Source organism: Melghirimyces thermohalophilus (genome assembly GCF_900102685.1).
GTDB classification, from domain to species: Bacteria; Bacillota; Bacilli; order Thermoactinomycetales; family DSM-45169; genus Melghirimyces; species Melghirimyces thermohalophilus.
In genome coordinates, this window is the sequence record NZ_FMZA01000002.1 from 75,458 (window position 1) to 90,024 (window position 14,567).

Here is a 14,567-nt window from a genome sequence, read left to right on the forward strand (position 1 = left end):
TATGGAATGGATGAAAGGCTACGTGATCGTCCCATGGAATACAATCCGTGGACTCAGCAAACCTCCGCTCAAGAAAAGGTTTCTCCGATATACCCGCCGTTACGCCCTGGTAGAGCGTCATCATAAAGGCTTGGTAGGAAATTACCGTTCTTGCACAGCAGCTGCTCGGGAGGCGGCTATCCGCTATGCCCGGGAGATGCACAATTACCACGTTGATCCAAAGAAATGGCGTCCCTCGGCGATTGAACTGGCGTCCCGCTTCTACCCAGCGGAAGAGCTGGCTTGCATGTCCGACAAAGCCTTGGGTGAGTTGATCCACAACACGGACTGGCACCAAAAATGGCGGGAACAAAGATCGTCCGTAAAAACGACCTGAACCAGGTCGTTTTTTGCTGTCCTCAGATGTCAGGGTCACGAACAGAATCAGAAAGAGACAGCCCAATCCTCAGCTGCCGCGTACAGCTCCTGCCGGCTGACTCGAGCCAGCTCCTCCTCATCCACTTCATCCTCTTTGTTCTGCTCTTCCGGGGATGGTTTGGGAAGGGCCGTTTGCACGGGGGACAAAAGGGCGTTAAGAGGCTCCTCCTTGAGCCATCCTGCAAGGTAATTTAGAATTTCTTCGGGTTTGTACCAAAATCCGGATGAGTTGGGTATCGTGGTCGATGGTTGTGACTCAATAGGAGATGTGATCGTATGTTTTCAGGTCGCTGTCAATCCAAGAAAAATGTTTGTTGGGATAATAGATTTCAACCCATTGTAGTTCCATCAGGTGACGACCCGTCACTGTTTGGTTCGTGTGGCCGAAGCGGAGGAAATCAAAAACGAAAAAGCCCCTGTCAGCACCCGGGAAGGGGAAGACAGGGGTTGGCGCAGGACGGATCAGGCCAATCGTTGGAGTGGGGTCTCCGACTTCGCGCTTTCTTCTATTTCTTTCAAGTGGTGGTGAAGGTCGCGGGTGCTCAGCCACATTTTATAGATGAGCGCCGCTTCAAAGAGAAACAGGAGTAAGGAGGCGGCTAGGGTGATCTGGGGGATCCAACCGGTGATGGGAGCGATGATAAAGATAAACATCTGGTACTCGATGCCGCTGAACAGATGGGGGCGGATTCGTGCCCGCTCTAATCGGTCCCTGATTTTCAAGTACCAGCCGAACCGCTTTTTAAAAGCTGCATTCAGATCCATGTTGATCACAGGGGTTGCCGAGGGTGGCGTTTTTACTGTGTCATCATCTTCTTCGTCGAATGGTTGCTGGTAAGCTTGACGAGCATTCCGTTTCGCTTGGCGAATCTTTTTTTTCATCTCCTGGCGAAGTTTATAAAATTGCAGCGCATCCATGTAACGCAGCATATCGAGAAAGATGATGAGGATGGCCAATCCCAGATAGAAAAGTTGGCCCGTAAGGACGAACTGGCCTCCCATCAACGCGAGGGCGCAGGTGACCACTCGAAAGCGGTCTAACATATAGTCGAGCCACATCCCAAACACCGACCCGGTCCCCTTGAGGCGGGCTATTTTCCCATCCATACAGTCCAACAGGAAGCTGAGGTGGTACAGGAAGGCCCCGGCCAGGAGGGAAACAGGGTCCCCGAGAAAAAAGAACCCGGCCGCAACACCGCCAAGCAAAAATGCGGCCAAGGAGATCTGATTCGGTGTGATGCCGGTGTGGTTAGCGACCGGCACCACCAATCGAGAGGCGACGGGGTCCACCAGCAGGACGGTCCACCAGGCATCCCGTCGTTTGTAAGTTTTCTGTTGAACTTCCTTCACTGTAAAACGGTTTTTTTCTTCCATATAAAACAACCTCCGAAAGTTTTTTGCTCATGGTTGCAGGAGCTCTCCCCCTCCCCTTTCTGCAGTTATTGAGCAGAAGATGACAGGGATCTGGCAGGGCTGACGATTGTGGTGAGTTCGAAGCCATCCTCCAATAACTGAAAATATAGGTGGCTGGTCCAGCTTTCTCGCGAGCGGGCCGGACGGATCAGCCGATTTCGCGTCAGCCCTCGTGTTGGATGTCTAGCGCATGGTGTAAGAGAGTAGATATTCACTGTCTCACCCACGGAAACCTTCTATTTAATAATTCGTATGCAAATGACTGTTTCGGTCCATTTTCTAAAAAAATCATCGACGGATCCGATGCGACGAGGGCAGCAGTTGACAACGGCAGGGGAATTTCATATAGTGAAGACAAATTGTTGCTCCTTTTTGGAAAACCACAACGAAACATGCGAATCATTCTCTTATCACGAGAGGTGGAGGGACTGGCCCGATGAAGCCCGGCAACCTACCGTCCGTCTGGCGGTGTGGTGCCAATTCCTGCAGAGTGCAATCTCTGGCAGATGAGAGACTACCGCGAGACTGAACGGGACCTTTCATCCACAGAGATGGAGGTCTTTTTTATTTCCGAACCAAAGGGATGATGAACCATGACGATGGAGCGTAAACCACCGATACAAAAACGATTACGGGAAAAGATTCTCATTCTGGATGGAGCGATGGGTACCCAGTTGCAGGAGGCGAATCTCTCTCCAGAGGATTTTGGCGGAGAGGCTTATGACGGGTGCAATGAGTTTCTCAATATCACCCGCCCCGATGTGGTGGATCGGATTCACGATCAGTTTCTGGAAGCCGGTGCCGATGTGATTGAGACCAACACCTTCGGGGCCACTTCCGTGGTGTTGACCGAATACGGCCTTGAAGACCGGGCGGAAGAGATCAACCGAATCGCGGCAGGATTGGCAGTGGAGGCGACTCGTCGGCATACCACCCTTGATAAACCCCGGTATGTAGCGGGGGCGCTGGGTCCCACCACCAAAACGCTCTCGGTTACCGGTGGGGTGAACTTCGATGAGTTAGTGGAAGCGTACCGGGAACAGACCCGGGGGTTGATCGACGGAGGCGTGGACCTGCTCCTGTTGGAGACCTCCCAGGATACATTAAATGTGAAAGCGGCGGGGATCGGTATCCAGCAGGCTTTTCAGGACCGGGGCCGGAAGCTTCCTCTGATGATCTCCGGCACCATTGAACCGATGGGTACCATGCTGGCGGGGCAAAATGTGGAAGCCTTCTATCTCTCGATCCAGCACCTGGAGCCGATGACGGTCGGTCTTAACTGCGCCACCGGGCCGGAGTTTATGCGTGACCATCTTCGCACCCTCTCATCTCTTGCTCAGTGCGGGATCAGTTGCTATCCCAACGCCGGTCTTCCTGATGAAGACGGTCACTACCATGAGACGCCGCAGGGGCTGGCGGAAAAAATGGCCGCCTTTGCCGATCGGGGTTGGCTCAATGTGGCCGGAGGTTGCTGCGGCACGACGCCGGAACATATTCGGGCGATTGCGAAGGCCTTGGAGGGCAAGAAGCCCCGATCCCCTCGAAGCGAACCAGTTGCCGGAGTGGCCGGAATCGAACCGCTTTATCCAGAAGAGGATAATCGACCGATTCTGGTCGGGGAACGGACCAATGTGATCGGCTCTCGCAAGTTTAAAGGGCTGATCCGAAAGGGGAAGTATGAGGAAGCGTCGGAGATCGCTCGGCGTCAGGTAAAAGGGGGCGCTCAAGTAATTGATGTCTGCCTGGCTGATCCGGACCGGGAAGAAGGGGAAGATATGGAGCGGTTTCTCCGCTATGCCGTCCATAAGGTAAAAGTGCCGTTGATGATCGATTCGACGGATAGAGAGGTGATCGAGAGGGCTTTGAAATTTTCCCAAGGGAAAGCCTTGATCAACTCTATCAATTTAGAAGATGGGGAGGAACGCTTCCGGGAGGTGGCTCCGCTTCTTCGCCGTTTTGGTGCCGCGGTGGTGGTGGGGACAATCGATGAAGAGGGCATGGCGGTGACCGCAGACAGGAAGCTGGAGGTGGCGAAACGATCCTATGAACTGTTGGTCCACCGCTACGGGATTCCGCCGGAGGATTTGATCTTCGATCCCCTTGTCTTTCCTGTCGGCACGGGAGATACCGCCTACATCGGCTCCGCTCGCGAGACGGTGGAAGGGATTCGACGGATCAAGGAGGCGTTGCCAGCCTGTCGCACGATTCTCGGTGTTTCCAATGTCTCTTTCGGCCTTCCCCTCGCCGGACGGGAGGTGTTGAATGCCGTCTATCTCTATCATTGCACCCGGGCCGGGCTGGATTATGCCATTGTCAATACGGAAAAGTTGGAGCGCTACGCTTCCATTCCCGAAGAGGAACGAGAAATGGCGGAACACTTCCTGTTCGGGACCGATTCCGATAACTACGACGATTGCTTAACGGAGTTTGCCAACTTTTACCGCGGAAAAGAGAGCACGGTGAAGGAGCCGGTGAAAAATCTGCCCTTGGAGGAACGGCTGGCTCGATATGTGGTGGAGGGCAGCAAAGATGGTTTGTTCCCTGATCTGGAGGAAGCGCTTAAAAAGAACGACCCCTTGGATATCATCAATGGTCCCTTGATGAAGGGGATGGACGAAGTGGGACGCCTCTTTAACGATAACCAATTGATCGTGGCGGAGGTGTTGCAGAGTGCTGAGGTGATGAAAGCTTCTGTCGCCTTCCTAAAGCCTTATATGGAGCAAAAGAGCACCGAGACCAAGGGAAAGATCCTGTTGGCCACGGTGAAGGGAGATGTCCACGATATCGGAAAAAACCTGGTGGAGATTATTCTGTCCAACAACGGTTATGAAGTGATCAACCTGGGAATCAAAGTGCCGCCGGAACAGTTGATCGAAGCTTGTCGGCGGGAGCGGCCGCATATGGTGGGGCTGTCGGGCTTGTTGGTCAAATCGGCGCAGCAGATGGTGCTGACCGCCCAGGATATGAAAGAAGCCGATCTGGATCTGCCGATTCTGGTGGGGGGAGCGGCCTTGACGCGAAAGTTTACTCACAACCGGATCGCCTCCCAATACGACGGACCCGTGGTTTACGCCAAAGATGCGATGAACGGTCTCGAACTGGCCAACCGTCTTCAGAATGCGGAAGAGCGGGAACGGTTGGTGGCCGAGCTGCGCCAGAGCAAGGAGCAGGCCTTGAAGCAGGAGGAGGCAGCCCGTGGGCGGGAAGAGAAGGGAAAGGGAGCGGCCACCGCTGTCGTCGCCCCTACCTCGAACGTAGACCGGGAAGCGAAGGTGTACACCCCGCCGGATCTGAAGCTCCACGTGTTGCGGGATTATCCCATCAGTTACTTGGAGCCTTATATGAACAAACAGATGTTGTATGGCAAGCACATGGGGATCAAGGGGAACGTGGAGCGAATGTTGGCGGAGCAAGATCCGAAGGCGGTTCAATTGAAAGAGCAGATGGATGATATGGTCGCCGAACTGCGGGAGAGAGGAGAGCTCCGGGCTGACGGCATGTACCGCTTCTTCCCGGCTCAGTCGGAGGGGAATTCCATCTATGTTTATGATCCAGATCAACCTGGAGAAAAGGTGCTGGAGACGTTCACTTTTCCCCGGCAGACCCGGGATCCCTACCTCTGTCTGGCCGATTTCCTGCGCCCCCGGGAATCCGGAGTGATGGACTATGTCGGCTTCCTGGTGGTGAGCGCCGGTTACGGAGTTCGGGAACGGGCAGAAGCTTGGAAAGAGTCAGGGGATTATCTGCGCTCTCATATGGTGCAGGCCTTCGCTCTGGAGTTGGCCGAATCCTTCGCCGAACGGCTCCACCACATGCTCAGGGATGCTTGGGGCTTTCCCGATCCGCCGGAGATGACTATGCAACGTCGCTTCTCCGCTCGTTACCAGGGCGTGCGGGTCTCTTTCGGTTATCCGGCGTGTCCCGACCTGGAAGATCAGGCAAAGCTGTTTCGCTTAATGCAACCGGAGAAGATCGGGGTGCGGCTGACGGAAGGATTTATGATGGAGCCGGAAGCATCGGTGTCCGCCATGGTCTTTTCCCACCCTGAAGCCAGATACTTCAACGCGGTTTGAGAGAGGAGAAAAAGCATGACAACCCAACCGGATTTGCGGACTGCGCTGACTCACTCCCTGCTGGTGGGGGACGGCGCCATGTCCACGTATTTTTATCAGCAGGGCATTCCAGTAGGGATGACGGTGGAAGAGCTCTCCCTCTCCCAACCGGAATGGGTGGAAGAGGTGCACCGTCACTATCGCCGGGCTGGTGCCGAAGTGTTGGAAACCAACACCTACGGCGCCAATCGTGAGCGACTGGCCCGTTACGGCCTGGAAGGCAAAGTTAGCCGCATCAACCGGGAGGCGGCGTTGTTGGCGCGACGGGCGGCTGAAGAGGCGGCTTATGTCGTCGGGACCGTGGGTTCGATCAGCGCCGGCCGGGTTCCCAACTGGTCGCAAGCGGAATATCGGGATCTGTACGAAGAGCAGGCGACGGCTCTTCTGTACGCGGGGGTGGACGGGATCATCCTGGAAACCTTTCTCGACCTGGAGGAACTGGTGTTGGCCTTGGAGGCGATCCGTCCGCTGACGGATCTGCCGATCTTGTGTCATGTGGCCATGATCGAAGTGGGCCGAATGCGGGACGGCCACAGACTGACAGAAGCTTTTGCTGAGCTGAAGCGAAAAGGAGCCGACGGTGTGGGGCTCAACTGCCGCTTAGGACCCTTGGAATTGCAACGAGCCCTGGAGAAGACGGTGGTCCCTCCAGGTCTGCTCCTGTCTGCTTTTCCCAACGCGGGCCGATTGGGTTTGACTGAGGGAGCGTACCAGTACAAATCGACGCCGAAGTATTTTGGCGAACGGGCTTTAGCCTTGCGCCAACAAGGGGTGGGATTGATCGGGGGCTGTTGCGGAACCACGCCGGAACACATTCGGGAAGTGTCCAAAGCCTTGCAAGGATTGGCGCCGGTTCCTCGAGTCAACCCGGATCCTGGGGAAGAGAAGGAAGAGGTGCGTCCCCGTGTGGATGTCCGCACCCGCCCGACGGTGGTAGAAAAAGTACGCCGGGAGACGACGGTGATCGTAGAGTTTGATTCTCCCAAGGATCTGGATGTAACGGACTATATCACAGGAGCGAAAGCGCTCCATCAAGCCGGGGTGGATGCGATCACCTTAGCGGATAATTCGATGGCCACCACTCGCATGAGCAACATGGCTCTCGGTTCGATTATCAAAGAGCGGGTGGGAGTGGAACCGCTGGTTCACATCACTTGCCGGGACCGAAATCTGATCGGGCAGCAGTCCCACCTGATGGGGTTGGATGCTCTGGGAATCGATCAGATCCTGGTGGTGACCGGTGACCCGACGCGGATTGGGGATTTGCCTGGAGCCAGCTCCATCTATGATGTGAATTCCTTTGACCTGATCCGCATGGTGAAGCAGCTGAACGACGGCATCTCCTTTTCCGGAAAACCGTTGAAACAGCGGGCCCGGTTTACTGTGGGGGCCGCCTTCAACCCCAACGTATCCCGGATGGAAGTGGCAATTCGGCGGCTGGAGAAAAAAGTGGCGGCAGGAGCGGATTTTATCATGACCCAACCGGTTTACGATGGAGAGGGAATGGAAAAGGTTTATGAAGCGACTCGGGACCTCTCCATTCCCGTTTTCATCGGTGTCATGCCCTTAACCAGCCACCGGAACGCCTTGTTTCTTCACAATGAACTGCCGGGGGTAAAGATCCCCGATGCAGTCATGAGTCGAATGGATGGACTGACAGGGAGCGATGGGCGTCGGGTCGGGGTGGAACTGGCCCAAGAACTGCTGGATGAGGCCTTGCGGTATTTTTCCGGGATCTATCTGATCACACCCTTTCATTATTGGGAAATGACCGCCGAGCTGACCCGATTTATCCGGAAATGGCAAGAACGGAGTCCATCGATTGCTGCCGGCAGGTCACAATAGAAAAGACCCCTTCCTCAATCTGTATGAGGAAGGGGTTTTTACCTGTACAAAGGATCCGTTTTTGTAGTATATCTTGGATGGACTGAAAACTTGATCGCAGAGGGGAGGGCCCCAATGTCTTACGCCGGTTTGCTCAATGTCAATGTGTTGCTATTTTTTATGATGGTGATTTGTGTCATTCTGATGGTTCTGTACATCCGTGAGCGGGGAAAAAACAAATTGTTACACGGTTCTCCGAGCGAGGGGGATGCAAAAAAAGGATCCGACCACCGGGAGAATACCGGGTGATCGGGTTTTCACCTGTGATGCTCAGCAGGGTGCCCAATGTTTGGGTGGCATGTGATGGTGGTGATGGGGATAGATCGGTACCGGCACCATAATCACCATCTGTTGCATGGACGGTTGCATCGGGTGCGGTGACGGCGGCATCATAGGTGGTTGCATGGGAGGCATCGGCATTTGAGGGGGGCGATGTTCAGCCATGATACATTCACTCCTTTGCCTGTTTTGACTGGACACACTGCATCCTATGTCCGGCCGGAGGCAGTCGTACCGGATTAAGCCGCCTATATTTTTTCTTTTTGCACAAAGTGCTTCGGGGAAAGGGAAGATTGTCCTTGGTCACAACCTCCGAAATGCGATACAATATAAGAAGATGTTTATTTGATACGGCCCCCCTAAGGGTTTGGAGGGATAAATACCTATGGATGTGTTGCGAATTACCCCCCGGGGTTATTGTTACGGCGTTGTAGATGCCATGGTGCTGGCCCGTCAAGCGGCCAAAAACTTGGATCTGCCCCGCCCGATCTATATTTTGGGAATGATCGTCCACAACCAGCATGTGGTGGAAGCCTTTGAGGAGGAAGGCATCATCACATTGGATGGAAAGAACCGGCTGGACTTGTTGGAAAATATAGATGAGGGAACGGTGATTTTCACCGCCCACGGTGTCTCCCCTGAAGTGCGGAGGAAGGCCCGGGAGAAAGGGCTGACGGTGGTGGATGCAACCTGTCCCGATGTGACCCGGACCCATGATTTGATTCGGGAAAAAGTGGCTGAAGGGTATGAGGTGGTCTATATCGGTAAAAAAGGCCACCCCGAACCGGAAGGGGCGGTGGGCGTCGCACCGGAGCATGTTCATCTGGTGGAGACGGAGGCCGATGTGGACGCCCTCGATATCCAATCGGATCAAGTGATCGTCACCAACCAGACCACCATGAGTCAATGGGATACCCGCAACCTGATGAACCGGGTCAAAGAGAAAATTCCCCAGGTGGAGATCGTCAACGAGATCTGCCTCGCCACCCAAGAGCGGCAGGAAGCGGTGGCCGAGCAGGCCAAAAAGACGGAAATGGTGATTGTTGTCGGGGATCCCCGGAGTAACAACTCCCGTCGCCTCGCCCAGGTTTCGGAAGAAGTCGCCGGAGTGGAAGCCCATCGGGTGAGCGATGTGACGGAAATCGATAAGGAATGGTTAAAAGGGAAAAGTTACGTCGGAGTGACAGCAGGGGCGTCGACTCCGACGCCGATCACGCGGGAAGTGATCAAGTTTCTCGAGCAGTTTGATGAGAATGATCCATCAACCTGGAATCCGGAACGGACGGTCAAAAAAGACAAGTTGCTTCCTCCGTTGCGTAAAAAACGTACGGTGAAGCGTCGGGTCAACTGATAAAACCGCGGCATGTGCCGCGGTTTTTTTCATACGAGTCTGCTTCGGCAATTTTCTGTCAAATGATCGGGGGTTGTTGTCTCCGTTCTCGGCGGGAAATGTAGGAATAACACTGGTTCATCGATCCCCTAAATTCCACACGATGGTCTTTTTTCAGCGGGTTGTACCACTGAAAATACTGATCCTCGTGCAGAATCGAAAGGGGATACTTTTCTGAATCTTGGATGACATAATACATCCGCACAGCACCTCCTACTCGTAGTATGGTCGAAATCTTTTACATATAATCATTCTTTACCGCTTACTAAAAAAGCACCGTTCCTCGATTGGAGCGGTGCTAGTTTATTTTGGTTTTTTCGGGGAAGGGAGCAGACCGAGACGGAAGCTGGAACGGAGCGCCCAGGCTCGCTCGGAGCGTTTTTTGTATTTGGGGAGGGAGCGGTAGATCTCGATCGCTTCCTGAAAGGCTTCCCGACTTTTTTCTGTTTGGCCCAACGCCTGATACACCCGGCCGAGCTGATAGTAAGCTTCACTGGAGGAAGAATTGATCCCGCCGAATTGCTCCAGGTAAGCGAGCGCCTTTTTCCGGTCCCGGTCGCTGAAGGCTTCCCCCAGTCGGAGGTAGGGATCGCCGTAATGCACACGGGGATCCGTTTGCAACGCCTCCCGCAACAGCTTTTCCCCTTCTTCCAAGTGGCCCAACTTCAGATGACAAAGGCCCATATCTGCCTTCACATCAGCAGACTCCGGCATCGATTCCCGAACCTGGTCAAAATGGGCGAGCGCCTTCCGGTACTGCTTTTTCTCCATGTACAGGTGGGCTAACTCCCGTCTGTCCGAGGTATGGTGGGGGTTCAGGTGGAGGGACTGTTTCAGCTTGCGGATCTGTCGATTTCGTTGAATGGGACGTGTGAGGCTGGGAAAGATGCCGACAAAACGGCGATCCAAGATATAAAAAAGGACCAAAAGGATGAGCAATGCGATCAGCGGATTCCCTAACACGTACCACAACAAGGAAAAAATAAAAATTTTACCCAACCCATTCCCTCCTTACAACGTAAAAGAGCTCGCAAGTGATCGAAGGGCGGGCTGGTTATCCATCCTCTTCCTGAGGGCGCTCCAACCAAGCTTCCGCCCAATTTTGCACTTCGTCCATGGCCGGCTTTAACGCCTTCCCTTTTTCGGTCAGTGCATATTCGATCCGGACGGGCGTCTCCGGGTAAATCTTCCGAGTTACAATACCGGTCGCTTCCAGTTCTTTGAATCGTTCGGCTAGCATTTTATCACTCATGGCTGGGATGTACGTGGAAATCTCTTTAAAACGCTTCGGCCCCTCCAACAGAACGCGGATAATCAGGCCGGTCCAACGTTTTCCCAGCAGTTCAAAGGCAAATTCGAATTTGGGGCACAGCTTTTGATTCGGTTCATGATTCGCCATTTGCGACCCCTCCTAATCCCTATTTTACCATATGTACTTGACAAAAGTAAGTGAGTGTTTTACATTACAAACCAAAAGTAAGTAAGTGATTTATGTTTAGTTACATTTTAATTGATAGTAGAAGGAGTGTCATCATGGCCGATTTGGGTTTATTGATAATTCGTCTGATGTTTGGCCTGACCATGGCCGGACACGGTGCACAGAAATTGTTTGGTTGGTTTGGAGGTCACGGATTGAAAGGAACTGCGGGTTTCTTTGAATCCATCGGCATCCGCCCCGGCAAGATGATGGCTCTGCTGGCGGGGTTGGCGGAGTTGGTCGGCGGTTTGCTATTTGCTGTCGGCGCCTGGATTCCCGTCGCCTCGTTCCTGTTTATCGTTACCATGTTGGTGGCGATCGTCAAGGTCCACGGTAAAAACGGGTACTGGGCAACCGAAGGCGGAATCGAGTACAACGTCGCTTACATCGCTGTTGCCATCGGCCTCACCCTGACTGGACCGGGAGCATACAGTCTGTTTTAAGCAAATACCACGAACCGTGGCCAATTGAGGGCCGCGGTTTTTTTGTCGCAGGAAACGATTCGGTTTTCGGCGAAGAAAGAGCGGGAAGGAGGGGGAGCAATGCCTGCTACCGGTACAGATATCCGCAAATTGGGTCCAGCGGACGCCTTCGCTTTCCGGCGATTGATGTTGGAAGGATGTAGGGAGACGCCGGCCGATGTGGGCATGTATGAAGATGAATGGTCGGCAGGAAACCCTTTGGAGCTCCTGTTCAACCGTTTTAGCGAAGAGTGGAGCCGGCAGGATCAATTTGTTCTGGGAGCCTTTGATGCCGGCGATACGTTGGTGGCTACTTTGGTACTGAGCCGCTCGCCTCTTAAAATGTACCGGCATACCGTGTGGATCTCAGGTGTTTATGTGGATCCTGGCTGGAGAAAACGAGGGGTGGCCCGCCATTTATTGGATGCCGTTTTGACTGAAGTGGCTGTTCTTGATGGAGTGGAACAGGTGATGCTCAAGGTTCGCAGCACCAACCACCGGGCTCGACAGCTCTACCGGGCGGCCGGGTTTCGCAGTGTCGGTATGGAGCCACGTGCCCTAAAATTTCAGGGAGAGCACTTGCATCTGGAATGGATGGTGTTCCCTCTCAGTCGTGACGGGTAAAAAGCGAGAGGTTAGATTGACGACAGAGGTATCCCCCAAGAACCGAATTTAGGGCTGTGCAGGAGGCATGTACATAAAGGGTACACCTGTTCTGTCATATGCTATAGCAGAAGCCCCTCTCAAGCTTTCCCCTGCGGTGGGAAGCTTTTTTCTTAAGAATCTTGGACCGGCTTCAGGATGCCGATGGGAACAGCGGATTCGATCCGTTCTCCTTCCCAATATCCCCAAGCCATCACACCGTTGAGCCGTTGAACGTGGAACAGGCGCTTTTCCTCTTCCACCTCATACCATCGGTTTGTCTGGATGGTATCCGGGTCGGTCAGGTAGGATTTGGCAAAACGAATTTTTTGCCGGATGACGGCTTCCTCGCCGGGCATGGTAGAACGACGGGCTTTTGTTTCCGCTTTCTCCAGCTGTCGAATCTCTTCTTGCAATTGTTCGGGTGTCATTTGACTGTATCGAAGCATGGCGATCGCCTCTCTCGTCCTGTGGATACGCCTATTATAACAGATGAGCGCCGAGGATGAAGCGGACACCCTATCTTCCTCTCTGTGATACAATGAGGAATGCGATTGGTGGGAGGGGAGGCGGACATATGACGGTTTATCTGTTATTCATCGATGGAGTGGGTTTGGGCGAACAGGCTCCCCACAACCCCTGGTTTACCCAACCCACGCCTCATATTCGACAATTGCTCGGTGGCCCTTTGGTTGCAGGTGCCGAGGAGCGTCCCTCAGAGGAAGTCTTGCTTCTCGCCACCGATGCATCTCTGGGGGTGAAAGGGCTGCCTCAGAGCGCGACGGGGCAAGCAACCATTTTTACCGGGCGTAACGCACCTCTGGCGATGGGGGAGCATCAGAGTGGTCTTCCCTTTCGGCGCCTCCGGAATTGGGTGGAGCAGGATAATCTCTACCTGCAGGCGGAGGCATCCGGTTGGCGAGCCACTTTTGCCAACGGCTATACCGAGGAATTTTTTGAACTTCCCACCACCCGCAGGGGCTGGATTTCGGTGTCGACAGCCACCATATTGAGTACAGGGCAGCCCTTGCGCATGCTGAAGGAGCTGACAGCAGGGCAGGCGGTCTTTCACGATTTGACTCGGCAGACCCTGGCCCAAAAACGGCCCGATGTGGCGATCGTGGAACCGGAGGAAGCAGCTCGCCATCTGTTGGCCATCGGGAGCGAGCAGGATCTGGTCGTCCACGAATTTTTCCTGACGGACCTGGCGGGACACCGGCAGGATGAGGAGTTGGTGACCAGGGTGATCGGGGATTATGACCGTTTCTTCGGCGAAGTGATCCGCAGGCGTCATCCGGGGGATACCGTGGTGTTGGTGAGTGACCATGGCAACAGCGAGGATTTTCGTATCAAGACCCACACCGAAAACCACGTCCCCACCCTGGTGGTAGGCGCGGCTGCGGACGCTTTCCGGTTTTATTCCCGCCGCAAAAAATGGGATCTCACAGGAATCACACCGCTCCTGCTCCACCTGTTGGCCGAGGGAGAAAGGAAGAAGAGAGGAGAGAACCATGGGTGAACGGTATGTACCCCAAGTGACAGAAGCGGCGGTTCCCGAGGATGGGAGCTGGGCCAAACTAGGCGGCAAAGATGTGCTGATGCTTCGCATCCCTGGCTGGGAAGAGGTGGCTCGACGTCCATCCCGTCAAGCCGCTAGGGTTTGGATGTATGACAAACGAGAAGATGCTTACATTTTCTGCTTCCGACTACAAGATGGAACGGAACGTGCGGTCGCTTTTGCCAAGGATCATGCCGGGCGGCTGTTGACTGATGAGCGGGCCTACGGGTTTTTCTCCATTCTGATTACGCCGGCCGAATTGGGAGAATTGAGCCCAACCACCCCGATGATTCTTTTCCAGGATCTGTTTTTGAAACGCCATCCCAAAGCGGGCTGGTAAGATCGATGACGGTCGGATGATCACCTGATTCCTGATCGATACACATCGGGCGAGGTCTTCCGCGTCCGCATGGTGCGTGCGGATATATCCTCGTGAAACCCGCTGCCGATGGAGGCGGGATGTTGGTGCCGTTGATGCCGTATCCGCGCCGGAATTATCCCGACCAAAAAGGTACTGTGGAGTGTGAGCCAACCGCCGGGATGGGTATAGGGATAAGGAGCCTTATTGATGATGGTGTAAATCCCGATCGGGGTGCAGTCAGAACCCTCCCGACCCCGATAGGATAGACCCGCTTGCCCACCAGGTACAGGACACGTCAGACAAATCCACAATCATATACGAGCATAACAGGACCCTCCTCCCCCTTTATCCTATGGGCCAAGGAGGGTTTTCGTTTACCCGGATTGCCTTGTTGTCGTCGCGGGTCGTCCGCCTAGTGCCCTACAGGTAACCTTGTTCTACTTATCTGCGCTGTCTGAGGGAGGTGGTGTATTCCCACGTTCCGTTACCGTCCTGTGTATACTGTCCGCTCCGAATCATCTTGCTGCAAGCAGGGACAAAGCCGAGACGGAAGTAAATTTGAGATGTATGTTG

General features: G+C 54.2%; 16 protein-coding genes and 1 riboswitch. Of the genes, 9 read left to right on the forward strand and 7 right to left on the reverse strand.

Features of this window, described 5'->3' with window-relative positions; genetic code table 11:
* The first annotated feature begins 1 nt into the window (after position 1).
* Positions 2-376, forward strand: a complete 375-nt coding sequence (locus tag BLP91_RS01680) for a hypothetical protein (protein ID WP_091565990.1) — start codon at positions 2-4, stop codon at positions 374-376.
* A gap of 47 nt (positions 377-423) precedes the next feature.
* Here BLP91_RS01680 and BLP91_RS16540 read toward each other — a convergent pair whose 3' ends face one another.
* Positions 424-564, reverse strand: coding sequence for a hypothetical protein (locus BLP91_RS16540; RefSeq protein WP_176757758.1), 141 nt, complete (start codon positions 562-564; stop codon positions 424-426).
* 315 nt (positions 565-879) lie between these two features.
* Positions 880-1,791: a CDP-alcohol phosphatidyltransferase family protein gene (locus BLP91_RS01685; RefSeq protein ID WP_091565992.1), complete on the reverse strand. Its 912-nt coding sequence runs from the start codon at positions 1,789-1,791 to the stop codon at positions 880-882.
* Positions 1,792-2,234: 443 nt separating this feature from the next.
* A riboswitch (SAM riboswitch) is annotated at positions 2,235-2,343 on the forward strand.
* A gap of 80 nt (positions 2,344-2,423) precedes the next feature.
* On the opposite strand from BLP91_RS01685, the gene metH reads away from it, so the two are divergent.
* From metH to BLP91_RS16545, 3 genes are all read left to right on the forward strand, one after another.
* Complete coding sequence (gene metH, locus BLP91_RS01690) at positions 2,424-5,903, forward strand: methionine synthase (protein ID WP_245661985.1); 3,480 nt, start codon at positions 2,424-2,426, stop codon at positions 5,901-5,903.
* A gap of 15 nt (positions 5,904-5,918) precedes the next feature.
* On the forward strand, positions 5,919-7,787 hold the full coding sequence (locus tag BLP91_RS01695; protein ID WP_091565994.1) for a bifunctional homocysteine S-methyltransferase/methylenetetrahydrofolate reductase: 1,869 nt from the start codon (positions 5,919-5,921) through the stop codon (positions 7,785-7,787).
* 114 nt (positions 7,788-7,901) lie between these two features.
* Entirely contained in the window at positions 7,902-8,075 is a 174-nt protein-coding gene (locus BLP91_RS16545; protein ID WP_176757759.1) for a hypothetical protein, read from the forward strand.
* A 21-nt stretch (positions 8,076-8,096) separates the two neighbouring features.
* Here BLP91_RS16545 and BLP91_RS16550 read toward each other — a convergent pair whose 3' ends face one another.
* A complete protein-coding gene (locus BLP91_RS16550) occupies positions 8,097-8,270 on the reverse strand; it encodes a hypothetical protein (RefSeq protein ID WP_176757760.1) in 174 nt (57 codons plus the stop codon).
* Positions 8,271-8,490: 220 nt separating this feature from the next.
* On the opposite strand from BLP91_RS16550, the gene BLP91_RS01700 reads away from it, so the two are divergent.
* Positions 8,491-9,456 carry a 4-hydroxy-3-methylbut-2-enyl diphosphate reductase gene (locus BLP91_RS01700; RefSeq protein WP_091565996.1) on the forward strand — a complete coding sequence of 322 codons (966 nt, stop codon included), beginning with the start codon at positions 8,491-8,493 and terminating at the stop codon, positions 9,454-9,456.
* Positions 9,457-9,514: 58 nt separating this feature from the next.
* Here the strand turns inward: BLP91_RS01700 and BLP91_RS01705 are convergent, their stop codons facing one another.
* The 3 genes from BLP91_RS01705 to BLP91_RS01715 form a co-directional block, all read right to left on the reverse strand.
* Complete coding sequence (locus BLP91_RS01705; RefSeq protein ID WP_091565998.1) at positions 9,515-9,694, reverse strand: hypothetical protein; 180 nt, start codon at positions 9,692-9,694, stop codon at positions 9,515-9,517.
* 104 nt (positions 9,695-9,798) lie between these two features.
* Positions 9,799-10,494: a tetratricopeptide repeat protein gene (locus BLP91_RS01710; protein WP_091566001.1), complete on the reverse strand. Its 696-nt coding sequence runs from the start codon at positions 10,492-10,494 to the stop codon at positions 9,799-9,801.
* Between the two features lie 55 nt (positions 10,495-10,549).
* Positions 10,550-10,894, reverse strand: a complete 345-nt coding sequence (locus BLP91_RS01715; RefSeq protein WP_091566003.1) for a winged helix-turn-helix transcriptional regulator — start codon at positions 10,892-10,894, stop codon at positions 10,550-10,552.
* Positions 10,895-11,028: 134 nt separating this feature from the next.
* Here BLP91_RS01715 and BLP91_RS01720 point away from each other — a divergent pair, with 134 nt between their 5' ends.
* Positions 11,029-11,415, forward strand: coding sequence for a DoxX family protein (locus BLP91_RS01720; RefSeq protein ID WP_091566006.1), 387 nt, complete (start codon positions 11,029-11,031; stop codon positions 11,413-11,415).
* Positions 11,416-11,514: 99 nt separating this feature from the next.
* Complete coding sequence (locus tag BLP91_RS01725; RefSeq protein WP_091566008.1) at positions 11,515-12,057, forward strand: GNAT family N-acetyltransferase; 543 nt, start codon at positions 11,515-11,517, stop codon at positions 12,055-12,057.
* A 152-nt stretch (positions 12,058-12,209) separates the two neighbouring features.
* Here the strand turns inward: BLP91_RS01725 and BLP91_RS01730 are convergent, their stop codons facing one another.
* Complete coding sequence (locus tag BLP91_RS01730) at positions 12,210-12,524, reverse strand: DUF1811 family protein (protein WP_091566011.1); 315 nt, start codon at positions 12,522-12,524, stop codon at positions 12,210-12,212.
* Between the two features lie 128 nt (positions 12,525-12,652).
* Here BLP91_RS01730 and BLP91_RS01735 point away from each other — a divergent pair, with 128 nt between their 5' ends.
* Positions 12,653-13,594, forward strand: a complete 942-nt coding sequence (locus tag BLP91_RS01735) for a hypothetical protein (RefSeq protein ID WP_176757761.1) — start codon at positions 12,653-12,655, stop codon at positions 13,592-13,594.
* Positions 13,587-13,973 (forward strand): hypothetical protein, encoded by a 387-nt coding sequence (locus BLP91_RS01740; RefSeq protein WP_091566014.1) that lies wholly within the window; start codon positions 13,587-13,589, stop codon positions 13,971-13,973. Before BLP91_RS01735 ends, BLP91_RS01740 begins: the two co-directional genes overlap by 8 nt.
* Positions 13,974-14,567: the final 594 nt, after the last annotated feature.

Coding starts and splice junctions, on each gene's coding strand:
- BLP91_RS01680 (WP_091565990.1), top strand. CDS start 2: ATGGAATGGATGAAAGGCTACGTGATCGTCCCATGGAATACAATCCGT.
- BLP91_RS01685 (WP_091565992.1), bottom strand. CDS start 1,791: ATGGAAGAAAAAAACCGTTTTACAGTGAAGGAAGTTCAACAGAAAACT.
- metH (WP_245661985.1), top strand. CDS start 2,424: ATGACGATGGAGCGTAAACCACCGATACAAAAACGATTACGGGAAAAG.
- BLP91_RS01695 (WP_091565994.1), top strand. CDS start 5,919: ATGACAACCCAACCGGATTTGCGGACTGCGCTGACTCACTCCCTGCTG.
- BLP91_RS16545 (WP_176757759.1), top strand. CDS start 7,902: ATGTCTTACGCCGGTTTGCTCAATGTCAATGTGTTGCTATTTTTTATG.
- BLP91_RS16550 (WP_176757760.1), bottom strand. CDS start 8,270: ATGGCTGAACATCGCCCCCCTCAAATGCCGATGCCTCCCATGCAACCA.
- BLP91_RS01700 (WP_091565996.1), top strand. CDS start 8,491: ATGGATGTGTTGCGAATTACCCCCCGGGGTTATTGTTACGGCGTTGTA.
- BLP91_RS01705 (WP_091565998.1), bottom strand. CDS start 9,694: ATGTATTATGTCATCCAAGATTCAGAAAAGTATCCCCTTTCGATTCTG.
- BLP91_RS01715 (WP_091566003.1), bottom strand. CDS start 10,894: ATGGCGAATCATGAACCGAATCAAAAGCTGTGCCCCAAATTCGAATTT.
- BLP91_RS01720 (WP_091566006.1), top strand. CDS start 11,029: ATGGCCGATTTGGGTTTATTGATAATTCGTCTGATGTTTGGCCTGACC.
- BLP91_RS01725 (WP_091566008.1), top strand. CDS start 11,515: ATGCCTGCTACCGGTACAGATATCCGCAAATTGGGTCCAGCGGACGCC.
- BLP91_RS01730 (WP_091566011.1), bottom strand. CDS start 12,524: ATGCTTCGATACAGTCAAATGACACCCGAACAATTGCAAGAAGAGATT.
- BLP91_RS01735 (WP_176757761.1), top strand. CDS start 12,653: ATGACGGTTTATCTGTTATTCATCGATGGAGTGGGTTTGGGCGAACAG.
- BLP91_RS01740 (WP_091566014.1), top strand. CDS start 13,587: ATGGGTGAACGGTATGTACCCCAAGTGACAGAAGCGGCGGTTCCCGAG.